This window comes from Bacillus sp. FSL M8-0350 (genome assembly GCF_038593345.1).
Lineage (GTDB): Bacteria > Bacillota > Bacilli > Bacillales > Bacillaceae > Bacillus > Bacillus safensis.
On record NZ_CP151985.1, the window covers coordinates 3,188,543 to 3,211,824 of the forward strand.

General features: G+C 44.0%; 21 protein-coding genes. 2 read left to right on the top strand and 19 right to left on the bottom strand.

Features of this window, described 5'->3' with window-relative positions; translation table 11 throughout:
* Positions 1 to 130 precede the first annotated feature (130 nt).
* From gap to NSS80_RS16750, 4 genes are all read right to left on the bottom strand, one after another.
* Positions 131 to 1,138: a type I glyceraldehyde-3-phosphate dehydrogenase gene (gap, locus tag NSS80_RS16735; protein WP_007500174.1), complete on the bottom strand. Its 1,008-nt coding sequence runs from the start codon at positions 1,136 to 1,138 to the stop codon at positions 131 to 133.
* A 31-nt stretch (positions 1,139 to 1,169) separates the two neighbouring features.
* Complete coding sequence (locus tag NSS80_RS16740; protein WP_034280955.1) at positions 1,170 to 2,207, bottom strand: sugar-binding transcriptional regulator; 1,038 nt, start codon at positions 2,205 to 2,207, stop codon at positions 1,170 to 1,172.
* Between the two features lie 309 nt (positions 2,208 to 2,516).
* Positions 2,517 to 3,890, bottom strand: a complete 1,374-nt coding sequence (locus NSS80_RS16745) for an amino acid permease (protein ID WP_051149965.1) — start codon at positions 3,888 to 3,890, stop codon at positions 2,517 to 2,519.
* A 139-nt stretch (positions 3,891 to 4,029) separates the two neighbouring features.
* Entirely contained in the window at positions 4,030 to 5,223 is a 1,194-nt protein-coding gene (locus tag NSS80_RS16750) for an ornithine--oxo-acid transaminase (RefSeq protein ID WP_046313163.1), read from the bottom strand.
* A 209-nt stretch (positions 5,224 to 5,432) separates the two neighbouring features.
* Between NSS80_RS16750 and NSS80_RS16755 the strand changes: the two genes are divergently transcribed.
* On the top strand, positions 5,433 to 6,872 hold the full coding sequence (locus NSS80_RS16755) for a sigma 54-interacting transcriptional regulator (protein ID WP_251232441.1): 1,440 nt from the start codon (positions 5,433 to 5,435) through the stop codon (positions 6,870 to 6,872).
* 30 nt (positions 6,873 to 6,902) lie between these two features.
* Here the strand turns inward: NSS80_RS16755 and NSS80_RS16760 are convergent, their stop codons facing one another.
* Both NSS80_RS16760 and rpoN read right to left on the bottom strand, forming a co-directional pair.
* Complete coding sequence (locus NSS80_RS16760; RefSeq protein ID WP_046313158.1) at positions 6,903 to 7,640, bottom strand: FadR/GntR family transcriptional regulator; 738 nt, start codon at positions 7,638 to 7,640, stop codon at positions 6,903 to 6,905.
* Positions 7,641 to 7,812: 172 nt separating this feature from the next.
* Positions 7,813 to 9,111 (bottom strand): RNA polymerase factor sigma-54, encoded by a 1,299-nt coding sequence (rpoN, locus tag NSS80_RS16765; protein WP_111926754.1) that lies wholly within the window; start codon positions 9,109 to 9,111, stop codon positions 7,813 to 7,815.
* Between the two features lie 70 nt (positions 9,112 to 9,181).
* Here rpoN and yvfG point away from each other — a divergent pair, with 70 nt between their 5' ends.
* Positions 9,182 to 9,397, top strand: a complete 216-nt coding sequence (yvfG, locus tag NSS80_RS16770) for a protein YvfG (RefSeq protein WP_024423509.1) — start codon at positions 9,182 to 9,184, stop codon at positions 9,395 to 9,397.
* A gap of 20 nt (positions 9,398 to 9,417) precedes the next feature.
* Here the strand turns inward: yvfG and NSS80_RS16775 are convergent, their stop codons facing one another.
* From NSS80_RS16775 to NSS80_RS16835, 13 genes are all read right to left on the bottom strand, one after another.
* Entirely contained in the window at positions 9,418 to 10,743 is a 1,326-nt protein-coding gene (locus NSS80_RS16775) for an MATE family efflux transporter (RefSeq protein ID WP_034280966.1), read from the bottom strand.
* Positions 10,744 to 10,886: 143 nt separating this feature from the next.
* On the bottom strand, positions 10,887 to 11,702 hold the full coding sequence (gene nikE, locus NSS80_RS16780; RefSeq protein WP_251232440.1) for a nickel import ATP-binding protein NikE: 816 nt from the start codon (positions 11,700 to 11,702) through the stop codon (positions 10,887 to 10,889).
* 13 nt (positions 11,703 to 11,715) lie between these two features.
* Entirely contained in the window at positions 11,716 to 12,531 is an 816-nt protein-coding gene (gene nikD / locus NSS80_RS16785; protein WP_252049819.1) for a nickel import ATP-binding protein NikD, read from the bottom strand.
* A 4-nt stretch (positions 12,532 to 12,535) separates the two neighbouring features.
* A complete protein-coding gene (gene nikC, locus NSS80_RS16790; protein ID WP_317221828.1) occupies positions 12,536 to 13,369 on the bottom strand; it encodes a nickel ABC transporter permease subunit NikC in 834 nt (277 codons plus the stop codon).
* A complete protein-coding gene (gene nikB, locus NSS80_RS16795; RefSeq protein ID WP_061110100.1) occupies positions 13,366 to 14,310 on the bottom strand; it encodes a nickel ABC transporter permease subunit NikB in 945 nt (314 codons plus the stop codon). Before nikB ends, nikC begins: the two co-directional genes overlap by 4 nt.
* An 18-nt stretch (positions 14,311 to 14,328) precedes the next feature.
* On the bottom strand, positions 14,329 to 15,951 hold the full coding sequence (nikA, locus tag NSS80_RS16800) for a nickel ABC transporter substrate-binding protein (RefSeq protein WP_317221827.1): 1,623 nt from the start codon (positions 15,949 to 15,951) through the stop codon (positions 14,329 to 14,331).
* A 149-nt stretch (positions 15,952 to 16,100) separates the two neighbouring features.
* Positions 16,101 to 17,279 (bottom strand): aminotransferase class I/II-fold pyridoxal phosphate-dependent enzyme, encoded by a 1,179-nt coding sequence (locus NSS80_RS16805; protein ID WP_317221826.1) that lies wholly within the window; start codon positions 17,277 to 17,279, stop codon positions 16,101 to 16,103.
* The gene (locus NSS80_RS16810) at positions 17,279 to 17,965 is read right to left on the bottom strand and encodes an acetyltransferase (protein WP_317221825.1); all 687 of its coding nucleotides are present in this window, start codon (positions 17,963 to 17,965) and stop codon (positions 17,279 to 17,281) included. Before NSS80_RS16810 ends, NSS80_RS16805 begins: the two co-directional genes overlap by 1 nt.
* The gene (locus NSS80_RS16815) at positions 17,928 to 18,521 is read right to left on the bottom strand and encodes a sugar transferase (protein ID WP_317221824.1); all 594 of its coding nucleotides are present in this window, start codon (positions 18,519 to 18,521) and stop codon (positions 17,928 to 17,930) included. The genes NSS80_RS16810 and NSS80_RS16815 overlap by 38 nt, the downstream gene beginning before the upstream one ends.
* A gap of 20 nt (positions 18,522 to 18,541) precedes the next feature.
* Positions 18,542 to 20,056 (bottom strand): MATE family efflux transporter, encoded by a 1,515-nt coding sequence (locus NSS80_RS16820; protein ID WP_317221823.1) that lies wholly within the window; start codon positions 20,054 to 20,056, stop codon positions 18,542 to 18,544.
* Positions 20,057 to 20,084: 28 nt separating this feature from the next.
* Complete coding sequence (locus NSS80_RS16825; RefSeq protein WP_317222506.1) at positions 20,085 to 21,107, bottom strand: polysaccharide pyruvyl transferase family protein; 1,023 nt, start codon at positions 21,105 to 21,107, stop codon at positions 20,085 to 20,087.
* 11 nt (positions 21,108 to 21,118) lie between these two features.
* Positions 21,119 to 22,141, bottom strand: coding sequence for a glycosyltransferase (locus tag NSS80_RS16830; protein ID WP_197202598.1), 1,023 nt, complete (start codon positions 22,139 to 22,141; stop codon positions 21,119 to 21,121).
* A gap of 27 nt (positions 22,142 to 22,168) precedes the next feature.
* Positions 22,169 to 23,272, bottom strand: coding sequence for an EpsG family protein (locus NSS80_RS16835; RefSeq protein WP_125586031.1), 1,104 nt, complete (start codon positions 23,270 to 23,272; stop codon positions 22,169 to 22,171).
* Positions 23,273 to 23,282 lie beyond the last annotated feature (10 nt).

A 23,282-nucleotide genomic window follows, 5' to 3' on the forward strand; every position in this document is an offset into this window, starting at 1 on the left:
CAAAACGAGAAATCGTGCAGAACGGATAAAAACAGAGAAAAAGGGAAAGGGATGCTTCCCCTTCCCTTGTCCGTCTTCATTATATCGTGTCTCTAGGAAAGAACCAAGTGAGTTCCTTCAGTGTGAGAAATTAAAGACCTTGTTTTGCAATGTAAGCTGCAAGGTCAACAACGCGGTGAGAATATCCGCTCTCGTTATCGTACCAAGAAATCACTTTCACCATGCTGCCTTCCATTACCATTGTAGAAAGAGCATCGATTGTTGAAGAGTTTGCATTACCATTGTAGTCACCAGATACTAATGGCTCTTCGCTGTAGCCAAGGATTCCTTTAAGTTCTCCTTCAGCTGCTTCTTTAAGTGCTGCATTTACGTCTTCAGCTGTTACATCTTGGTTTAATTCAGCCACAAGGTCAACTAAAGAAACGTTAGGTGTTGGAACACGCATAGCGCCACCGTTTAATTTACCTTTAAGTTCAGGCAATACAAGTGAAACAGCTTTCGCAGCACCTGTAGAAGTTGGGATGATGTTTTCCGCAGCTGCACGAGCACGACGGTAGTCTTTGTGCGGAAGATCAAGAATTTGCTGGTCATTTGTGTATGAGTGAACAGTTGTCATCATACCGCGTTTGATACCAAATTTATCGTTAAGTACTTTTGCAAATGGAGCTAAGCAGTTTGTCGTACAAGATGCATTAGAGATGACATCGTGGCTAGCTGCATCGTATTTGTCTTCGTTTACACCCATAACGATTGTGATATCTTCTTCGTTAGCAGGAGCAGAGATGATGACTTTTTTAGCGCCAGCTTCTAAGTGTTTCGCAGCGTCTGCACGTTTTGTGAAGAATCCAGTAGATTCAACAACGATTTCTACGCCTTGTTTACCCCAGCTTAATTTCGCAGGGTCACGCTCAGCTGATACTTCGATTGTTTTACCGTTCACTACTAAGTTTGTACCGTCTACAGAAACCTCTGCATCTAGTTTTCCGTGAACAGAGTCATATTGTAAAAGGTGTGCAAGCATGTTAGCATCTGTTAGATCGTTAACCGCTACTACCTCAACTTCAGGATTATTTAATGCTGCACGAAATACGTTACGTCCAATACGTCCAAATCCGTTAATACCGACTTTTACTGCCATGATGTTTCCTCCTTTTATAGGTCACAATGTTTTATATTGAGGGATCAATTGACTCCCTTAATAACTCTTTTGCGGCTCCTTCGTCTGTGACGAGAACCGTTCGGCGCGGTTTTTTGAAATAAGCTTCAATCGCCCCCGCCTTTGATGATCCACCTGCAACAGCAATGATGTGTGGAATGCTTTCTAGATCATCTAGCTGCATACCGACGGAGTGCACTTTGTGTACGACCTCACCATCACGATTAAAGTAATAGCCAAAGGCCTCTGTCACTGCGTCATGCTCATCAATCTTTTTTAAATCTTCAGCTGGTGTATTTCGTCTCATCGCCATTGTTTTTGCTTCACCAATACCATGAATAAGCATCGTGGACGATTTAATCGTTTGAAGCACTTCTTTGACGGACGGCTCTTCAATAATGGAAGAGTAAGCACCTTCTGACAGCTGCCCTGGAACAAACAGCAGTTTGTAAGTACCGGAAGCTTTTTCAGCCATGTGGGCACAAATGGTGTTTGCCTGATTTTTTACATTCTCCCCAAGACCGCCTCTCGCAGGGACAAACATCATATCGCGGTTTTTGGCATCAGGGGTCATCATTTCGGCAACGGCTTCCATCGTCGTTCCGCCAGTGACGGCGACGATATTATTTCCAGTAAACCTTTTTTTCATGCATTGGACAGCAGCTCTTCCCATTTCTTGCTTCACCCACGGGGATTCGTCACTGTCACCAGAAACGATCATGACTTCTTCCAGGCCTAACTTTCTCTTTAATGTATTTTCCAAAAAGGTTAAACCTAAAACGTCCTTCATCATTCCTTCAAGCATTTCAAGCAAAGCGTGACCCTCACTCGTCAGCATCATGCCGCTCGTTTTGACATCCAGCAGATTTTGTTCTTTTAAAAACTGAACTTCAGCACGTAAGATGCGCTCGCTGAGACCAAGACTCGTCGCAAGGCTTCTGCGGCCAATTGGTTCAGCTAATCTGATGTACTGCAAAATGTCGTAGCGTTTTTGCATAACAATGAGAAGATCTGGCAATAATTTTTTTTGAGCTTCCAATAAATGATTCATGGCTAACGACCCTTTCTTTTCACGTTGGACCAAAAACGTCCCACTGTGACAAAAAACGTCCCGCCACAGCCAAAAAAAATCAATCCCTGCTTTCTTTAATTATTTTAACAGGATAATCTTGCATTTTCAACTCTTACAAACACATTTAGACAAAAAATAGACACATTTTCACCGATAACCTGCTTGTCATCAAGGTTCTTGCTATGATATTTCTTTTCAAAATATTTATTTTCTTTTATATAGAATGTATTCACGATGCAAAATGTGCATGCTGGTGAGATCAGCATGCACATTTTTTTCAGGATTTGCTTATGTTTTTGTGATGGTTCCAAACTGTTTTGCCTCTTCTTTCGGTTTGATTTTGAGATAATAAATGATGTAACAGGCAGCCATGAACGGAATTCCGCAATAAAGACCGATCCGCTGATCCTCGATAAAAAACAAGCTGATGAGGACAATGCCAAATGCGATAAAGCCTGCTAATGGGACAAATGGATAGAGCGGTGTTCGGAAGACGAGATCCTTTACATCTCCGCCCGCCTTTATGAATTGTTTTCTAAAGAAATACTGGGACAAGCAAATAGACATCCACACCACAACAAGAACCATACCAGAAATAGAAATGAGCCACACATACACCGTTTTTGGTGCCACAACACTTGTCAGCAGAGATAGTGCAGATACGCCCATTGTGACCAATAGTGCATTGATCGGAATTTTACGCTTGGACAGCTTTTTCGTAAAGTCAGGTCCTTTCCCGTCTTTCGACAGTGCCCAAAGCATACGTGATGATGCATATAATCCAGAGTTTGCTACAGATAAGACCGCTGTGATGATGATAAAATTCATGATATCTGCAGCATACGGTATACCGACCTTGTCCAGCACGACGACAAACGGGCTGTCGACGGTGCCTGCTGTCTGCCACGGAAGAAGTGCGGCCAGAACCGCAATGGATAAAACGAAAAAGACCATCGTTCTCCAAATAATATTTCGTATAGATCGCGGCAATGTTTTTTCAGGGCTTTCACTCTCTCCTGCGGCAATCCCTACAAGTTCTGTTCCTTGAAAGGAGAAATTGACCGTGACCATGGTTAATAAAATAGCAAAAACGCCGTTAGGAAATAGTCCGCCATGATCCGTCAAATGACGAAATAGAGGAGCTGGTTCTCCATCTTTCAAATGAATCATTCCGAAAATTGCGCCAATTCCAATGATAATAAATAATAGGATGGCAGCGACCTTAATGGCTGAAAACCAAAACTCGGTTTCAGCGAAGCTGCGAGCTGAGATGGCATTCACGGCAAATAAAATCACGCTAAACGCAAGACACCACAGCCAAACAGGGATATCTGGGAACCACCTTTGGAGCAAAATGCCTGCTGACGTAAACTCCAGTCCTATTGTACATGCCCAGCTAAACCAATAAAGCCAGCCGATCATAAAGCCTGTGGACGGACCTATATATTTGGTTGCATACTCCTGAAAGGAACCCGCTGTCGGCATCGCCACTGCTAATTCTCCAAGACAGAGCATCACCAAATACATTAACAATCCGCCAATGATAAAGGATAGAATGGCTCCCCCGGGTCCAGCCTGATGGATAATGAGTCCTGACCCAAGGAAAAGACCAGTACCAATGACGCCGCCTAAGGCAATCATAAAGAGATGCCTGCTTTTCATGGAACGTTCTAGTTCATTATGCTGTTCTTGGTTCAAATCCGCTTCCCCACTTTCACTCTTCTATTCATCATCCTTTGACAAAATTCGCTGTTCGTTGAAAGAGAAAGGGAGAAAGTGAAGGTTTCTCCCCCTTTGACATTTATGCTTGAAATAATGCTTCAATATGACCAATCGCCCAGTCTAAATCTTCTTTAGATATCGTGAGAGGCGGTGCAAAGCGGATGACGGTCTCATGGGTTTCCTTACATAACAGCCCTGCTTGTTTCAGCTTTTCACAATAAGGTCTCGCTGCCTCTGTCAGCTCCATGCCGATAAATAATCCGCGGCCGCGCACTTCTTTGATGACAGGACTTTGAATGCGCGTGAGTTTGTCTTTTAAGTATTCGCCAAGCTCCATAGAACGCGCTGCAAGGTTTTCGTCGATTAAGACATCCAGTGCAGCCAGCGATACCGCACACGCAAGAGGATTTCCGCCGAAGGTAGAGCCGTGAGATCCAGGGTTAAACACACCTAATATATCGCGGTTTGCGACCACACACGAGATTGGGAATACACCGCCGCCTAAAGCTTTCCCTAGAATCAGCATATCTGGCTCAATGTCTTCCCAGTCACATGCAAACATCTTTCCTGTTCGCGCTAATCCAACCTGAATTTCATCCGCAATGAACAGCACATGTTCCTTTTCACAAAGCGCCTTCGCTTCCTTCAAGAAGCCTTCTGGCGGCATGACAATTCCCGCTTCTCCTTGAATAGGTTCGATCAGAAAAGCCGCAGTTTGTGGTGTGATGGCTTCACGTAACGCTTCAATATCTCCATAAGGAATCAATTTAATGCCTGGAAGCATTGGACCGAAACCTCTTTGATATTCTGCTTCAGAAGAAAGGGAAACAGCCGTCATCGTTCTGCCATGGAAGTTACCGACGCACGCAATGATTTCTGCGCGATTGTCTTCGATTCCCTTGACGTCATAGCCCCAGCGTCTTGCTGCTTTGACAGCTGTTTCTACAGCCTCAGCTCCAGTATTCATCGGGAGTGCCATCTCTTTATTCGTCAGTTGACAAATTTTCTCATACCAAGGACCAAGCTGATCATTGTGAAAAGCTCTTGAGGTCAGTGTTACCCGGTCTGCCTGTTTTTTGAGCGCCTCAATAATGCGGGGATGGCGATGCCCTTGGTTCACTGCGGAATATGCACTCAGCATATCCATATATCGATTGCCTTCAGGGTCTGTCACCCAAACCCCTTCAGCCTCTGAAATCACAATTGGCAGCGGATGATAGTTTGCCGCACCGTATTGTTCGGTTTGTTGAATCAATTCATTTGTCTGTTTCATCGTCTATTCCTCCTTCTATAAGCTAGCCTCTTTTTCATTAGGTTCATCTACACACATATGATATGCAAGGATCGTGCCAACTTTCTGCCTGCATTATGGCGGTGATTGATCTGGTTTTTTATGCAAAATATTTTTGCATCTGCCAAATTTTTTAGAGGAAACCGCAAAATTTTTCATGTAAAATAGAGGTAACGTCTGGAGGTGGCGCAATGAAAGAAGATTCGTATACTGCAAAGCTCGAAAATGAGATTGATCTGTATAAACAAATGCTCGATTTAATAGATGTCGGGGTTCATGCAATTGACGAGAATGGCAACACTGTTGTCTATAATAAAAAAATGATGGAGATTGAGTCTTTGAAACGCTCTGATGTTCTCCATAAAAATGTATTAGACCTCTTCGTCTTCCAAGACGACATGCACAGTACGCTTGTCCAAGCGCTGCGTACTGGGAAACAAACCGTTCATGCAAAGCAGACGTATCATAATTACAACGGAAAAGAAATCACAACGATTAATCATACATACCCGCTCGTTCGAGACGGCCTCATCCAAGGAGCGGTTGAAATTTCGAATGATGTGACCAAGCTGGAACGGCTGATCCACCACAATATGAAGAAAAAAGGAAGCACACGCTTTACCTTTGATTCCATTATTGGACAAAGTCCTGCGTTTTTAGAGGTGATTGAGCATGCAAAACGAGCGACACGCACCTCTTCCTATGTGCTCATTGTTGGAGAAACAGGGACAGGAAAAGAACTATTTGCGCAAAGCATTCATAACGGCAGCAGCCGGTCATCTGGACCATTTATTACCCAGAATTGCGCGGCACTGCCTGATAATCTCATTGAAAGTCTGCTCTTTGGTACACAAAAAGGGGCTTTTACAGGCGCAACTGATCAGCCCGGCTTATTTGAACAGGCGCAGGGAGGTACACTGCTGCTTGATGAGATCAACTCATTAAATCCTGGTCTTCAAGCAAAACTGCTGCGTGTATTACAGGAGAAACGTGTGAGAAGGCTTGGCAGCACAAAAGAAATCGCTGTTGATGTAAGAGTCATTGCCAATATGAATGAGGATCCTGTAGATGCAATCGCAGGCGGACGCATGCGCAAGGATTTATTTTACCGGCTGGGTATTGTCACCTTATTTATTCCGCCGCTTTCTGAGCGAAAAGAAGACATTCCTACGTTTGTCAGTCATTTTATTCAAAAATATAATGAGCTGTTTCGAATGAAGGTGAAAGCGGCTGACGAAGAGGTACTAGCCCTTTTTCAAGCGTATGATTGGCCGGGTAATGTACGAGAACTGGAGCATGTGATTGAAGCGGGGATGAATATGATGATGGATGAGGATTACTTAAGCCTGCATCACCTTCCATATCATTTTAGATTTAAGCATGGGGAAGGGCGCCCTGCAGCGCAATTACAGACGAATCCTTTGCAGCATACCGCAGCAGCTGACACGTTTATTTATACAAGCCAAGAACATACGACTGATTTTCAAACCCAAATGGAACGATTCGAAAAACAATACATCGTCCATTACTTAGAAAAAATGGACGATAATATTTCACAGACTGCAAAGATACTGGGCATGAGCAGGCAAAGTCTGCAATATCGCATGAAAAAGCTGCATATTTCTCGTTAATAATAGAGCTGTGCCCTTATTCGGCACAGCTTACTGTGGTTCTGACTCTTCTGCCGGTTCTTGAATCACGTCACTCAGCAGTTTTTCTACATTTTTTAAATGCGTGAGCATCGCTCTTTCTGCTTCTTCTGGCTGTCTTGCCAAGACGGCTTTGTAAATGTGTTCATGTTCTTTGTAAAGCTGCCGAATGGAGGCTTTTTTTGAAAACAAGACGGCTTTTCTCGTCTCACGCATCGTTTCTACCAGCAAGGTGGAGACCTGATTCATTAATGCTTTTAATAAATCATTCTTTGAGGCTGTGGCTATGGCGAGATGGAAGGAGAGGTCTGCCTCTTCACCAGTTTCTTTATGTGCTTCTGCGAGTTTCATTTGTTCGAGTGCCTCACGCAGCTGATGAAGGTCATCGTCCGTTCGGAGCAGCGCTGCCTTTTTGACAGCACCCGTCTCAATAATGGTCCTTAATTCAAGGAGCTGCGTGACATCATGCTGCTTCATCAAAAAGGCAGGAGACAGACTAAATGTGAGCTGTTCAGGATCGAACTGCTTCACATATGTACCTTCCCCTTGCTTCATCTCTATTAATCCGATCGCTTTGAGAGCAGACAGCGCCTCTCTTACAGCAGAACGGCTGACTTGAAAGCTTTCTGAGAGCGCTTGAACCGAATCTAATTTTTCCCCCGGAAGAAGCTCACCTGTACGAATGGATTCAATTAATGCATCCGCAATTTCTTCATATATTTTTTTCGTTTTGATTTGTTTATATTTCAATTGGTCTCACCTCATCACTGTTGTCTATCCCTATCGGCTCATGCCCTATCTTATACTTTACCCCAAAATTTCCGATCACACGTCTCCCCTCTTTAATTTTCAAGAAATCTTCGGGCTGCCTTGCTTTCAACAAAAAAAGAAGCACGTGCCATGTTCTGGCAAGTACTTCTTTTTAATCGTATCGCTTCCGCAGCGTAGAGGACGGAAGATTCATTTGTTCGCGATATTTTGCAATGGTTCTGCGTGACGCCCGGATGCCAAAGGTTTGCTGAAGCAGCGTCATGATTTGCTGATCTGAATACGGTTTTTTCTTATTTTCCGTTTGGATGAGCTCTGCAATGTGCGTTTTGACAGTGTAGCTGGACGCCTCTTCTAGTGAATGCCCTTCTAATTTTGCTTGGAAAAATTGTTTCATTTCCATGAGACCATAAGGGGTTTGCACCATTTTCCCTTTTACAGTCCGGCTGACTGTTGACTCATGCACTTGCAGTATATCTGCGATCCGCTTCATCGTAAGCGGTTTCATTTTATGTTTCCCTGTTAGGAAAAAATCTGTCTGATGTGAGATAATCTCACGAACGACATGAGTCATCGTTTGCTTTCTTTGCTTCAGCGCTTGGACAAGCCAATTGTACTGCTGCTCTTTTTCCTTTAAATACGTGTATGCTTCATGCCGCTTTTGTTCTTGAATCATGGCGAAGTAGCCTTCATTCATTTCAACGTCTGGAAAAGCGCGCTGATTCAGCTCAAATGTGATGTGATCCTGCATCACAGTAATCGTCACATCAGGCTCTATATACAGATGCTCTTCATCATATGAGAAATGAAGGCCTGGTCTTGGTTCAAGCTGAGACACTACATCTTGTACCGCTTGGAGTGTTTTCATTGAAACACCTGTTTTCGCCGCAATTTCCTTCCAAGCCTTTCTGGCAAAAAGAAAGAAATGCTCTTCGATGATCAGCTCGGCTTCATACCAGCGTTCCTTTTTTCTTCTCAGTTGAAGGAGGATACATTCCTGCAATGATCTTGCGCCAATACCGGCAGGCTCTAGGGATTGCAGCTGATGAAGGACAGCTTCTACTTCTTCAGCTGGGACCTCTAAGACAGCTGCCATTGCGTCAATCGGTTCATTTAGATAGCCATTGGAATCAATGGACTCAATCATAAAGTAGAAGATTCTTTGATTCTTTTCACTTAAATTTAAATCAATCGCCTGTCTCTTTAAAAACATTTGCAGGCTTTCTTTTTGATGCGTTCGATACGGCTCTGTCATTCGATCGTGTGATTTTTTATGATAAACTGGTTGGTAGCTGTCCGTGTCTTTCCGCTCAATCAGAGGGTTCTCAAGTGCTAACTGGTCAAGATACTCGCCGAGCTCTGTGCAATTCAGCTGCAGCAGCGTAATGGCCTGCCTGAGTTCTGGTGTGAGCACCTGCTTTAATACCTGTTCTTGTTGCAGTTTAAGGCTCATTGTCTCCCCTCCCTCTCATCATTTTACATGAAGATTGACGGACCGTATATACGAAATAGGAGTGATTTCTATGTCTGAACTTTTTTCCGTTCCATACTTTGTCGACAACTTGAAGCAGCACATCGCCATGAACCAAAATGAAGACAAGGTTCATGCCATGAATGCCTATTACCGCTCAGTGGTGTCAACGCTTGTTCAAGACCAGCTGACCAAAAATGCGGTTGTATTGAAGCGAATTCAGCATCTTGATGAAGCCTATCAAAAGGTGAAAAAAGAAAGCGAATGAACGAAAAAGAACACCCTTTGTCAAGATGGCAAAGGGTGTTTATCATATGCGAAAAGTTTCTGATCCAGCCTCGATTTATACATCATCAAAAAGCCAGACCGCCCTACAGTATAGATGATAAAAGCAAACCATAGGCCATGATTGTGCCAAATAGGCGTGACCGCGGTTTGAACGACGATAAACAAAATCATCGCAAACAGCATCGAGTTTCTAACAGGGGCAATTTCTGTCGCACCTGTAAATACGCCGTAAATGACCAATCCGAAGCAAGCTGCAAATGGATAAAGAACAAGCCAGTCTGCATAGTGTAATGTCACATCAAGCAGCTGAGGGAGATTTGTAAACAAGCTCAATATCGGCTCTTTTAATAAAAAATAAACCGCCGCAATGACACATGCCATGACAAGTGCCCACTGCCTTGAAAGGGTTAAGGTTCTTTCATAGAGGGTGCGGTCATTTGCACCAACTGATCGGCCAACAAGGATGCTGGACGCATTGGCAAAACCATCGAACAAATAAGCCATGATGTAGTGAATTTGAAATAAGATGGCATTGGCTGCCAGCAGCTCTGTACCAAAAGAAGCACCTTTTGCGGTAAACATGTTGATGACCACTAGCAGACAGATCGTACGAATAAACAAATCCTTATTCACATGAAACATTTTCTGCACTGCCTGTGTATCCATGATTTTCTTAATGGAAGGCATCTGGAATCCGTTTGACGAATGCTTCATGATGATCCATGCCCCTAACACAAAAGCGGTTAGTTCAGATATCAATGTCGCAGCCGCAACTCCTTTGACTGCAAACGAAAACACATGAACAAGCAGAAATGCGAGCGCCATATTCATGACATTGATCAAGATTTGTAATGAAAGAGCTTCTTTCATTTTTGCCATCCCCATCAGCCAGCCCAATATGACATAATTCATTAAAGTAAATGGCGCTCCCCAAATGCGAATATGAAAATAGTCTGCGGCAAATTGACGGACATCAGCATCAGGAGAGATGACTAGAAAAGCAGATTGAATGATCGGCCATTGCAGAGCAATAAAACAAAGTCCGACGATGACGGCGACGAAAAAAGGTCTTAGAAAAGCAAGAACGCCTAGTTCCTCATTCTGCGCTCCGTTTGCCTGGGCGGCAAAAGCAGATGTACTGACCCGCAAAAAACCAAACAGCCAATATAATGTACTGAAAATGAGACTGCCGACCGCAACGCCTCCAATGTAAGCGGGATTTGCGAGCTGACCGACAACCGCTGTATCAACAGCTCCAAGTAATGGAGTGGTCATCGTTGAAATTGTTAAAGGAATAGCCAAAGCCAAATACGCTCGATGGTTCATCGCTGCCGCCTTCCTTTCATGAAAAATAGCCTCTTTCCTAAAAGAGGCGCAGATTGCTCGCAAAGGGCTAAAATCTTTCTTTTCGCCCTTTGTCTTTTTTTCAGCTTGAGACCTACACGCTGAGGTATTGATAAAATGAAGTTTTACCGAACCGGTCTGCCAATCGTTCGTGACAAAGGATGGTCTGCGAGCATTGCATTTCTCATTTTCCGCACCGCTTCCTTTTCTGATGAAAAAAAATCATCCTTTGATTGAAACTGGGCAGCAAGCTCTCCTTGATCAAGAATCGCCAATTGATCACATAAGTGATAGGCTGCTGTTATATCATGTGTAATAAATAAGTAAGCCACACCCAGCTCCTTCTTTAATTCTACTAATAAATCTAAAATGACAGCCTGTGTGACCATGTCTAAGCTGCTGACAGATTCATCAAGTACAATGAGCTTTGGCTGGAGCAATAAGGCTCTAGCGATGTTGATCCTTTGCAGCTGGCCGCCGCTGAATTGGTGCGGATATTTAGACAAATCCTTTTCACCGAGCCCGACTCTTTCCAGCCAGTGAATCAGTATGTTTTTACGTTCCTTCCGGCTCATAGATTCATAGTTTTCAAGCGGCTCAGATAAAATTTGTTCGACTGTCCACCTTGGATTTACCGCCGAATAGGAATCCTGAAACACCGCTTGCACATGCCGGCGAAAATGCTTACGTGTTGGCTGATCTGCACGATAGACATCCTGACCTTCAAAAAGAACCTGTCCAGCTCTTGGTTTCTCTAAACCAAGTATGATGCGGCCAAGTGTACTTTTTCCTGCGCCGCTTTGTCCCAGCAGCCCAAGGCAGGTGCCTTCTTCAATAGTTAAATCGACGCTTTTCAGGACAGGAGCTGCGCCTTTATTTCTCATTAGAAACGACCGGCTGTTGTATGCATGACTGACTGCTTTCACTTCTAATAAATGCAAGGGACTTCTCACCTCAAATCGGACAAACAGCTGGGATGGATGGACGAGCTGCTAATAGTTTTTTTGTATAATCATGCTTTGGTTGTTCAAAAAGTTCAAGAACTCCCGCCTTTTCAACTATTTCTCCTTGTTTCATGACGACAACTTGATCTGCCATTTCAGCAATGACACCAAGATCGTGCGTAATGAGTAAAATGGCCGTTCCATGTTCATGACGAATTTGGTTCAGATGCTGAAGCACCCGTTTCTGATTGTGTACATCTAATGCAGTTGTCGGCTCATCTGCAATGATGAGGGGCGGGTGCATACAGGCAGCCATGGCGATCATGACACGCTGCAGCATCCCTCCGCTTAATTCAAAAGGATACTTATTGAACAGTTGGTCTGGCTGCGGCAGATTCATTTTCGCTAACGCATCTATTGCCTGTGATCGTGCCTGCCTTTTACTGACAGCCGTATGCCGGCGGATCGTTTCAACCAGCTGATGGCCGATTGTCCATACCGGCGTAAAGCTGTTCATTGGATTTTGCATAATATACGAGATGTTTTTGCCCCGAATGGAACGCATATCCTTTTCACTTATACCGATCAATTCTCGTCCCTGTAATGTGATACTGCCAGTGACTTCCGTTGTTTTTCGATCAAGCATACGCAAGATCGACATACTTGTCACTGTTTTCCCGCAGCCGCTCTCACCAATTAATCCAAGGATTTGACCGCGCCCTACTTCAAACGAGACTTCTTGAATAAGAGGGGCTGTCCCTTGAGGTGTTTTCGTCTGCACATGCAGGTTCTCTACTTGTAAAATGGACTCTTGCACATTGATCATTCCTTTACACACGGCGTTTGATGCCATATTTCTCTGAAAGGGCTTCTCCTAGTAAATTAAACAGAACCACCACAGCCATGATCACAAGACCTGGGTACAGCATTAACTGAGGATTCGTTTGAATGTAAGATTTCCCTTCATGAATCATCGCTCCCCATTCAGGCATAGGAGGCTGAACCCCTAATCCGAGGAAAGACATCGCAGAAATGTCCATAATCGCCCAGGCCATTTCAAGTGTTCCAATGACTGCTAATGGCGGCAGGACATTGGGAATCATATGCTTTCTCATAATGTTCCAGTGCGAGGTTCCACTGATCTTCGCAGCTGCAATAAAGTTCTGTTCTTTTAAACTGAGCACCATTCCTCGGAAGACGCGGGCATAATACACCCATTGCACTAGCATCAAGGCAAGTACGACTTGAGAAAGTCCCGGACCGAAGATGCCGACTAATCCAAGGATCAGCACAAGGTTTGGAAATGCCATGACGCCGTCACAGATTCTCATCAATACGTGATCGATCCAGCCGCCTTTGTATCCTGAAAACAGGCCGACAATTAAACCAATGAATAACGAAGAAAGAAAGATTAATAACGCACAGCCGAGCGAAACGCGCGCACCATATAAAATACGAGATAAATTGCATCGCCCTAATTGATCTGTCCCAAGAGGATACTCCCACGAAGACCCCTTTAGCTTCATCGCTAGATTGACAGCTACCGGATCATGCGGAGCGATCCATGGTGCACATATTGTCACAATCAGCAGGAGACCGAGCAGCAGGGCGCAGATCGAGATCATCTTTTGATGAGCGAAGAGATGTTTTACTTTTGTCATCATTGCTGGCGGCCTTCCTTTCTAGAAATACGGGGGTCAATGATCAGCTGAACTAAGTCAACGATCAAGCTGCTCAAGATAAAAATACAGGCTGACATGAGGACATAAAATTGAATGACAGGCAGATCCCGGTTAAAGATCGCTTCAATAAAAAAGCGGCCAAACCCCGGCCATGAGAAAACAGCCTCTACAATAATGGTTCCGGTCAAGAGCTTGCCAAGGTTCACCCCAAGTCCGGTCAGCATCGGCGATATCGCCATTCTGAACACATGCTTGAACATGATCGATTGTTCCTTCAATCCTCTAATTCTCGCATATTGAACGAAAGGCTCTTGAAGCGCCTCACTCACACTTGACCGTAACAGCCTTGTATACGTAGCAATTAAAGGGACTGCCAGTGTGATCGACGGCAGAATGAGATGCTCCCATGTTCCAATCCCTTCAACTGGTAAGAGGTCAAGCTTCACTGAAAAAAAGAAGATGAGCAAATACCCCAAGACAAACGTCGGGATAGATGCTCCTAAGAAAGAAATGAGCCGGCTCACATGATCCACGGCACCATTTTTCCTCATGCCGCTGAAAAAGCCGAGCGGAATGCTGACACAAATAGCGATCAGCAGACTGGTAAGCGCCAATTGAATCGTCGCCGGTATTCGATAAATCACCTCATCAACGACAGGCTGATTGGACATATACGACTGGCCGAAATCAAGGTGAATGACTTTTTCAATGGTATGAAGATACTGCATATAAAATGGCTCATCTAAGCCAAATTCACTTCGTTTTTGCGCTAATATTTCATCCGTAGGCTGGATATGAGCCGCTGCTAAATATGCCTCAGCCGGGTCAACTGGCGAGAGGTGAATCATACCAGTTGTGAGCAGTGTAGCTAATAAAAATACAGGAATAATTGATAGCACTCGTTTGACGATATAGCGGCCCATTTCCTTACCTTCCTTCTGTTACTTCAGCTTAATGCCTGTGAAAGGATGTTCATCACGATTTGCAGGGAATTCAAAGTCCTTCACAGCTTTTTGATAAACGGCTGTCTTTTTAAAATAAGAGATTGGCACAATTGCCCCTTGATCCTGTAAAGAGGATAAGACAGACGAATACAGTGCTTTGCGTTTCTTTTCATTTGTTGTGGATGGAATTTCCGTCATTTCTTTGATCAGCTTTTCCTTATTTGGGTAGGCTGAAATGGCTTCTTTGAATCCAAAACCATCTGATGAGAGAACGTTCATAAATGTATGCGGATCATACGGCGCTCCGTAGTTGCTAAAGAAGTTCATATCAAACTTATTGGCTTTAAAGCGCTGAACCTGTGTGGCCAAATCCACACCCTCAAGCTTAACGCCGACACCAACGGCTGCCCATTCTGCTTGCAGCGTTTCTGCCATCGCTTTTTGAATTGATTCCGCCGAGTCATACATCATACTAAACTCAAGCTTTTTCCCATCTTTTTCACGAACCGATTTTCCTTTTGGAAGTGTCCAGCCCGCTTCATCCAGCAATGCTTTGGCTTTGTCCACATCATATTTGAAAGACTTCACTTGAATGTGTGACGTATACGGCATGTTAGTCGGCAGGATGTGATCTGCTTCATCCTCTAAACCTGAGGTGACCCCTTCTACCATTGATTTTTTATTGAAGGCATATTGAAGGGCATGACGCACTTTCTCATCTGACAGCTGATCCACTTTTGTGTTCATAACAAGCTGTCTCGTTGCAACAGGCTCTGACATTTTCGTTTCATACTTGCCGCTTGCCTCAAGCTGTTTGTAGGAATCAAGGCTAATGGTTCCTTCTCCGTAAAGTAAATCCACATCACCTTTTTCAAATGCCATGACTCTCGTTTCCGCATCTGGGATGACCTTTACCTTGATTTCTTTTACCTTTGGTTTTTCTCCCCAATAATGATTGTTTCGTTCGAAAATGGCATAATCATCTTTCTTATATGTTTTTAAAACCCAAGGGCCTGTCCCCACTGGTTTTTCAATTCCTTTTGACGTATCTCCGTTTTTAGGGAAACCTGCTTCACCTAAGAAACGAACTGGACGAACAACGGCTAATTCTTGCACAGTTGGATAATATGGTGCTGTTAATGTGAGTTTAAATGTCTTTTTATCAACGGCTTCTGTCTTTTTGATTTTCTTAATGACACCTAACCAGCTATGTAAATCTTTATTTTTTAAAATTGTATCGAAGTTCTTTTTGACAATGTCCGCATTAAATTCAGAGCCGTCTGAGAAAGTCACTCCGTCTCTTAAATGGAACGTATACACCTTGCCATCCTTTGAAACATCCCATGATTTCGCTAATTCAGGTTTCAGCTTACCATTCTTTTGATAGCTGACCAATGGCTCATAAATCATTGATTGCGCAAATAATTGTGATGGGTTGTATACGTGTGGATTCATTTCACCAATATCTCTTGGCCACGCCATTGTGATCATATCAGGATGATCCTTATTGCCTTCTGCTCCATTGTTTGTTTGAGAGCATCCTACTAGTAAAAAGAAAATAAGCAGGAATGGTAATACTGAATTTATTTTAATTTTCGGAAAATTTCTCCAAATAGACATAAGTTGCTCCTCCTAATTGATGCTGATAATCATTTTCATTTTAAGGAGGAAGGAAGCCGTTGTCAATATCATATTTGAAACGAAATGACAATACTTATTCCGATTTATTCCATAAATTGAGGAATTTGATAGAAAGAGAGGCAGGCTGCTTACGAATGAGCAGCCTGTGAAGAGGTAAATGTTTTTTCTCGCAGCATGTCATGGAGTATATGGATGATACGTTCCTGATCTGCATCTGTCATGCTCGTTCCAGACGGAAGACAAAGCCCCCTCTCAAATAACAGCTCAGATACAGGAGTTCCTTTTTCCGCAGTATAAAAAGGGCAGTGACGAAAGAGCGGCTGCTGGTGCAGCGGCTTCCATACATGCCTTGCTTCGATTTGTTCTTTTTCTAAAGCACCAATGATATCGGCTGGAGACAATTGTTTCTCATGATCGATGGTCAATGCCGTCAGCCAGCGGTTGGATTTCGTTTCTTGATATTCTGGCATCAAATGAAGACCGTCTGCTTCTGATAAAGCATCCTGATAACGCTGAAAAATGCGGCGCTTTTGTTCAACACGCTCGTCCAGCACTTCCATTTGAGCAATCCCGACACCTGCTAAGAGGTTGCTCATGCGATAGTTGTATCCCATCTCTTGATGCTCATAGTGCATGGCTTGTTCTCTGGCCTGTGAAGCAAGAAAGCGGCATCGTTCAATTGCAGCTTCATCATCACTCACAAGCATTCCGCCCCCTGACGTTGTAATGATTTTATTTCCATTAAATGAATAGATACCGAACCTGCCCATTGAACCGCTTTTTCTTCCTTTATAAAGCGCACCTAACGATTCAGCGGCATCCTCAATGACTGGTACATCATATGCTTCGCACAGAGCCATGATCTCGTCCATTTTTGCACTTTGCCCATATAAATGGACAACGATGACCGCGCGGGGTTTTTTCCCAAGACGTTTTGATTCAACAAAGGCTTTCTCTAAAGCAAGCGGGCACATATTCCATGTCTCCCTTTCAGAATCAATAAAAACGGGCTCCGCTTGTTCATATAAAATCGGATTTGCTGTTGCAACAAACGTGAGGGTGGAACAAAAGACAATGTCTCCTTTTTGAACACCTATCAGCTTTAAAGCAAGGTGAATCGCTGCTGTTCCTGAGGATAAAGCCGCTCCTGTCTTCACTCCTGCATAGTCCGCCACTGTCTGTTCAAATTCATTCACAAGCGGTCCAAGCGGCGCAATCCAGTTGCTCTTGAAAGCTTCCTCTATTTTTAGATACTCTTTTCCGCTCATATGCGGAGGAGATAAGTAAATTCGCTTCTTTTCTTTCATCACTTCCCACCTTCTCTCCGATCTTTGATTTCCGTTGCAGGAATACCTACAGCGACCTTCTGATCATGTATATCTCTTGTCACTGCCGCTCCAGCGCCAATGACCGTCCAGCTTCCGATCGTTGTACCGGGTGTCACCACGGCACCAGCTCCAATATGGGCACCATCCCGCACGGATACACCGCCAGTCAGAACCGCGCCTGGTGACAGGTGCACAAACGATTCGAGTTTGCAGTCATGCTCTACGATAGACCCTGTATTGATAATCGTATGCTCACCGATGGCTGCATCTGCTTGAATCACTGCCCTTGCCATCACGACAGTCCCCCTTCCAATGACAGCTGACGGACTCATAACCGCCTCTGGGTGAATCAGTGTGGCATATGCTGTGTCTTCAAATGAAAGGCGTTCCTTGATGAGCTGTCTGATTTCATTTTGTCCGATCGCAATCAGCCATTTCATATGAGGCATTGTCTCTCTCAGCTGCTCACTCACGGAGATCGGTCCATACAAAATCCCGCCTTGAGTGACCGTCTCTTCAAATTGATCATCTAACACCGCACATAATGAGTAATCGGAATGCGCAAAAATGATATCCTGGATGACTTTACTATGTCCGCCGGCCCCAATTAAACCAATGGTTTGCTTATCACATATCGGTTCCTTTGAATTTTTCAGCTGTGGCATGATGTGGCTGCTGCACCCCCTCTGTTTTCATGACTTTCAGCAAGGTCATCCATAAAATTTTCATATCGAGCCAAAACGATTGATGCTCGACATACCAAAGGTCATAGGTGAATTTCTCCTCCCAGGAAAGCGTGTTCCGGCCGTTCACCTGTGCCCATCCTGTTATGCCGGGCTTCACAAGATGACGCCTTGCTTGTTCTTCTGTATACATAGGCAAATACTCCATTAAAAGCGGTCTTGGCCCGACAAGACTAAGCTCTCCTTTGAGTACATTGACAAGCTGCGGCAATTCATCAAGACTAAGCTTTCGAATCAAGGCACCGGTTTTTGTTAATCGCAGATGATCTGGCAGCAGCACCCCATGTTCATCGCGTTCATCGGTCATCGTCCGAAATTTATATAGCATAAAAGGCCGGCCATACAAACCAGGCCGCTTCTGCCGAAACACCACAGGCGTTCCAATTTTCCATCTAATCAGTCCATAGATGAGAAGAAAAAGAAGACTGCCTGCGATGAGCAGCGTCAATGCCACCATCACATCTATCATTCTTTTCATCATTGCATCTCCTTTTCATATTAGCGGGAGACCGCATGTTTTACCTTACGCATCAGCTGCATCCGCTCTCGTTTCGTTCCTGCAAACAGATACAAGTAGCCCATATAGAGAATGAAACAAAGCCCTCCAATACAAAACAGCTCCCACCATGAAGTCACGTTATATACCGCCTGAATCCCCGCAGAGATGCCCCAAATAAATAGCCCTCCAGCAAGTGGAACCAGTGTATGCTTGTAAAAGATAGTGCGTTTCTGATTCGTGATCCTGGCCGTATAAAATGGCAGAAACACAATATTTTTAATCAATAAAACCATTGCCCCCGCTGATGCAATGCCATATAAACCAAGCTGTAGCAGATGAGTCAATCCATAGGCAAAAAGCACATTAGACACACCTAATATAAGGGTGACAACTGCAGGAACTTTCAATCGATTAAACACGGTCGGCACATATGTGAGCGGTAAAAACATCAAGGTCAAACATAAATAAGCCGCATGAATCATGAGAAGCCATTTCAGCTCCTCAAAAGCAGGCCCAAGCCATAAAAGCATGAGCGGACCAGCGAGACCTCCTAGAAGTGCGGCTGGGAACGCAACAAATAAGCCGCTCCACTTAATGGCGTTTGCAGCATATTGAATGAGTCCCTCTTTGTCCTGATTCGAATAAAATTTCGTGATCGTTGGTGCAAACACAACGGCCAGTGTTCCTGCCAGTGTGCGTAATAATAATGGAAACTGTAAAATTGCCGCATATTGGCCCGTCGCTTCAGCTCCAATGAGCAAGTTGGTCATCAATAAATCAATTTGTAAAAACAACAAAATCCCCATTTGCTCAAATGAATGCCAGACCCCTGATCGAACAAGAGTGAGACTAGACGATAATGAGACGTGCCGCCACTTAAACGAAAACCAAGGGATGAGTTTCTTAAAATAATAGATACCGATTCCCATAGCCGCTAAGCTTCCTATGACGGCCGCAAGCGGGATATGCCAAATGGCTGGTGTCGTCCATGTAAACAGGATGACAATCATCAGCGCCCTCAAAAACATTTGAATCGCCTGTCCAATACTTGATACATAGAGCTTATTCGCATAAAACGGTGCAGCCCCAATGCCAGACATGACGAAATTGAGCATAAATAAAAGCCCCCCTAAAATAAAGGCGGTCTGTGTGTCTTTTGCGAGTTGAACAGGCACATGAAGCCATTCAACCAGCTGATGAGACACGAAAAGACAAAGCAAAAAGAGACTAATAGATAGTAAAAACGAACTGACGAAATAGGAAGCGAGATAGCGCTGCGCCTTCTCCATCTCTCCTTTATGAGCCGCCACAGAAAAAAATCGCACAACAACCGCACTTAACGAAGCCGTAATGACCGATAAATAGTTGATCATATTTTGCGTCAGATGGATTAAGCCGAATGCTTCCACTCCAAGCGTATGAACAATATAAGGTGTTAAACAAACAGACATAAGCATCATCAGGACAAACGTGATTAAGTTCGCACTGGCATTATAAAGAAACGCTCGATTCATTGTGCTTTCACGCAGCGTTTAAGAGCCCTCATCCAGCTTCCTCTCCCTTTTGACCGCTTGTTTTCATCAGCTGATGAACGGCCTCTTTCACAGCGTTCTCATTTGGTTCTTTTAAAAGGGTCATAAACGGAAGGTGAGCCACCCACTCAAATCCCTCCATCACCTTATGATCAAACGATCTAAGGACAACACACGGTGTATGAGTGATCGCACAAAAGATCATGCCATGCAGACGATCTGTCACGACGACCTGCGCTTGTTTTAACTCCGTCCACAAAGACGTTAACTCCTCTAAGCGAGTTGTTCGATCGACTCGTCTGCCAATTGTCGTTGTGATCAAACCGACTTGATCATATGTCTCTTGGATATGCTGCTGCAGCTGCTGGCGCTCCTCCTTTGTGAGATATGCTTCTTGATCCTCACGCAGACAAAGCAGAACCCCTTCACGTGTTTCATCCTTTGATGATTCATCTAATGACAGCACCATATCAGGCTGTTTCCACACATTTTGATCAGGAAAATGCTGCTTCATCCATTCATAGGTTGTTTGATCTCTTGCCATGAGGAGCAGTCTTGGATGCTGACTATACGTGTGAATGGCACGGCGTTCCTCTCGTTTCCCTCTCTTTGTTTCTGTAAAATGTACAGTAGCAGGCAGCTGGATCATGGGATAGGACTTGAAGGTCTTGATGATAAATTGTCTCGTCCATTCTTCGTACCGGTATAAATCCCCCATATTGCCCCCACCGATCATACAGACGATGTCTTCTGGATGCCGGCTGCGCTTTAGCGGACGGGCAAGGCGGTAGATCTCTTTCATGTCCACTTCTATGATGTCATAGGCTGGAAAGTGTTTCTTTAAAAAACAAAAACTCGCATAGGCAATCGCATGATCCCCTAAATTATCATGGCCCGGCAGCAGCGTGAGAATGATTTTCTTCTGATGACTCAGCTCTGGCAGCCTTTGGCGGCTCAGTTTATACTCAAGCGGATATTTGACCTTTAAGAGCAGCCACTCTGCGGTTTTTGCCTTCAATTGCTGCACTGTCAATCCCATCACCCCTATTTCCTTGTCTGATATTCGATCCATTTTTGATAGCTAGAAGCCGCGGCAGAAAGCGGATAAACCAATCGGCACTTAGCAAGAAATAAAATCATTCGCTTTCGTACTGTGAGCTTCGATGGTTCCACTTGTTTGACGGCATGCTGAAAAGCATCATGTGTGACCATTTCACGCATGTGATCAAGCTTTTCCTTAATAGAGAGATCATTTTGGCTCTTCCATTCGTTGAGCATACAATGAAGCGTATGATTGACGATAAAAAAGTCTAATGCCTTCTCATACAGAGAGATGTCATCATGCTCTTTTAAAAAAGAGCGCTGTGCATGATAAAAGGTCAGTCCATGATGAAAATACTGCTTCTGATATCGCTGTACAATAGATGACAGATGAACCCTGTAATAATAAAGAGGCTCATGAACAAAAGCGATACTGCGTGCTAAAGAAAAACAGCGCAGCGTCACATATTGATCTTCAATGTTCTCTAGCTCACCCCGCAGCGGAAATCGAATGTGGTGATTTTCCATAAAGGCACGCCGATACAGCTTATTCCATGAGAATCCAGTCAAGTCTCCGTGTAATAACGCTTTGATTACATCCGTTTTTTCGGCTGAGCGCTTGTCTAACAGCGTCGTTGCTATCGTTCGCTTTGACTGTTCAAATTGAATCCAATACTCGCTCACAACAAGATCTGCCCCGGTCATTTCGGCTTTTTCATACATAGCTTCACAGTAATGAGGAGCGAGAATATCATCTGAATCCACAAAGGCGAGATACGTCCCTTTCGCTTCCTCGATGCCCCGGTTTCTCACAGCGCCTAACCCTTGATTGGATTGATGGATTACCCGGAATCGCTCATCACGCTCAGCAAATGCTTCAAGCCATTCACCGCTGCGGTCGGTCGATCCATCATTGATAAGAATGACTTCTATATCGGAAAAACTTTGATCTGCAATTGATTGAAGACATTGCTCCACATATTGACTCGTATTGTAAACTGCGACCAATAGACTGATAGCTGGCATTACAGCATGCCCCACCTTTCTTCAAATCTACTTATTAAATATCGTTCTATACGGCAAAACCGAGGAATCGAACGGCATCAGCATGATGCTGTACAGAATATAGCAAACAGCAATCCCTACATACATAAACACATTAGACCGCTGATCAAAAATGCGTGTGAAATATGGCAGTAAAATGAGCTGATACAAGCCAAAATAAATATGAAATCTTGCATAAATGACATCCTTCGTTGCAAGGATGCCAAACAAGAAACCAAGCAAACAAAAATTCACAATGTAATCACTCTCAGGCGTCAGCTCACGAAGTCGTTTTCGATAAAAGAAAGCAAGCAGAAGCGGCAAAATCAAGACACCAATTTTTGTCACATTCATTCCATTCGTATTCGTTGTGAGCCATTCCTCGTAATGACCATATGAACTGCCTTGCAGCATCACGACAAACACTGAGACAAAACGGTCATAAAGAGCGGTTAAGCCTAAGAACACCAGGCATAAGACCAGCATCATCCAAGACCAAGCCTTTGTTCTCACAATAAAATACACAGGAATCATGATGAGAGCGGATGAATGGAACAATGAACATACAAGGACGAGCGGAAAGTACAATTTCCACTGACCATTGATCACCAACCGGATGGCATAAAAAAGAATCGCTGCCACCATATACTGGCGCATGCCATTAAATGACGCATAATAATGAAAGGTCCCAAGAAAAAGCAGCATACTCAGCTCAAATGGACGACCATATTGAATAAGCGTCTTGATGATAAAAAAATAAGTAATGGCTCCGACTGAGATATACATGATTTGCGGATCATGAGACAGTTGATTAAGCATCCATAAAATAAACGTAAACCCCGGATCCGTTGCGGCCTTATCCACACCGAAGCCGAATATATGCCAAGGCTTTTCGTAGTTGATGGAGAACTCATACATCTGGCCATATGTGACAAAATCGGTTCCTACTTTATACCGAATACCAGCTACGATACAAAGAAACAGAAACGGAAAAAATACCAGAAGCTGATTAGGCCGCCATCCGCTTTGAATGGTATCATCACGCCTGCCGTAAAATGCGGCAAAGCTCGACCATAAATAGACCATGATCATGTTCACCAAATAAACCGCCATCTGCCCTTCC

Coding starts and splice junctions, on each gene's coding strand:
- NSS80_RS16815 (WP_317221824.1), bottom strand. CDS start 18,521: ATGAAAAGAATGATAGATGTGATGGTGGCATTGACGCTGCTCATCGCA.
- NSS80_RS16740 (WP_034280955.1), bottom strand. CDS start 2,207: ATGAATCATTTATTGGAAGCTCAAAAAAAATTATTGCCAGATCTTCTC.
- gap (WP_007500174.1), bottom strand. CDS start 1,138: ATGGCAGTAAAAGTCGGTATTAACGGATTTGGACGTATTGGACGTAAC.
- NSS80_RS16830 (WP_197202598.1), bottom strand. CDS start 22,141: ATGCCAGCTATCAGTCTATTGGTCGCAGTTTACAATACGAGTCAATAT.
- NSS80_RS16775 (WP_034280966.1), bottom strand. CDS start 10,743: ATGAACCATCGAGCGTATTTGGCTTTGGCTATTCCTTTAACAATTTCA.
- NSS80_RS16820 (WP_317221823.1), bottom strand. CDS start 20,056: ATGAATCGAGCGTTTCTTTATAATGCCAGTGCGAACTTAATCACGTTT.
- nikA (WP_317221827.1), bottom strand. CDS start 15,951: ATGTCTATTTGGAGAAATTTTCCGAAAATTAAAATAAATTCAGTATTA.
- NSS80_RS16805 (WP_317221826.1), bottom strand. CDS start 17,279: ATGAAAGAAAAGAAGCGAATTTACTTATCTCCTCCGCATATGAGCGGA.
- yvfG (WP_024423509.1), top strand. CDS start 9,182: ATGTCTGAACTTTTTTCCGTTCCATACTTTGTCGACAACTTGAAGCAG.
- NSS80_RS16755 (WP_251232441.1), top strand. CDS start 5,433: ATGAAAGAAGATTCGTATACTGCAAAGCTCGAAAATGAGATTGATCTG.
- NSS80_RS16810 (WP_317221825.1), bottom strand. CDS start 17,965: ATGCCACAGCTGAAAAATTCAAAGGAACCGATATGTGATAAGCAAACC.
- NSS80_RS16835 (WP_125586031.1), bottom strand. CDS start 23,272: ATGGCGGTTTATTTGGTGAACATGATCATGGTCTATTTATGGTCGAGC.
- nikB (WP_061110100.1), bottom strand. CDS start 14,310: ATGGGCCGCTATATCGTCAAACGAGTGCTATCAATTATTCCTGTATTT.
- rpoN (WP_111926754.1), bottom strand. CDS start 9,111: ATGAGCCTTAAACTGCAACAAGAACAGGTATTAAAGCAGGTGCTCACA.
- NSS80_RS16750 (WP_046313163.1), bottom strand. CDS start 5,223: ATGAAACAGACAAATGAATTGATTCAACAAACCGAACAATACGGTGCG.
- nikD (WP_252049819.1), bottom strand. CDS start 12,531: ATGATCAATGTGCAAGAGTCCATTTTACAAGTAGAGAACCTGCATGTG.
- nikC (WP_317221828.1), bottom strand. CDS start 13,369: ATGATGACAAAAGTAAAACATCTCTTCGCTCATCAAAAGATGATCTCG.
- NSS80_RS16745 (WP_051149965.1), bottom strand. CDS start 3,890: ATGAAAAGCAGGCATCTCTTTATGATTGCCTTAGGCGGCGTCATTGGT.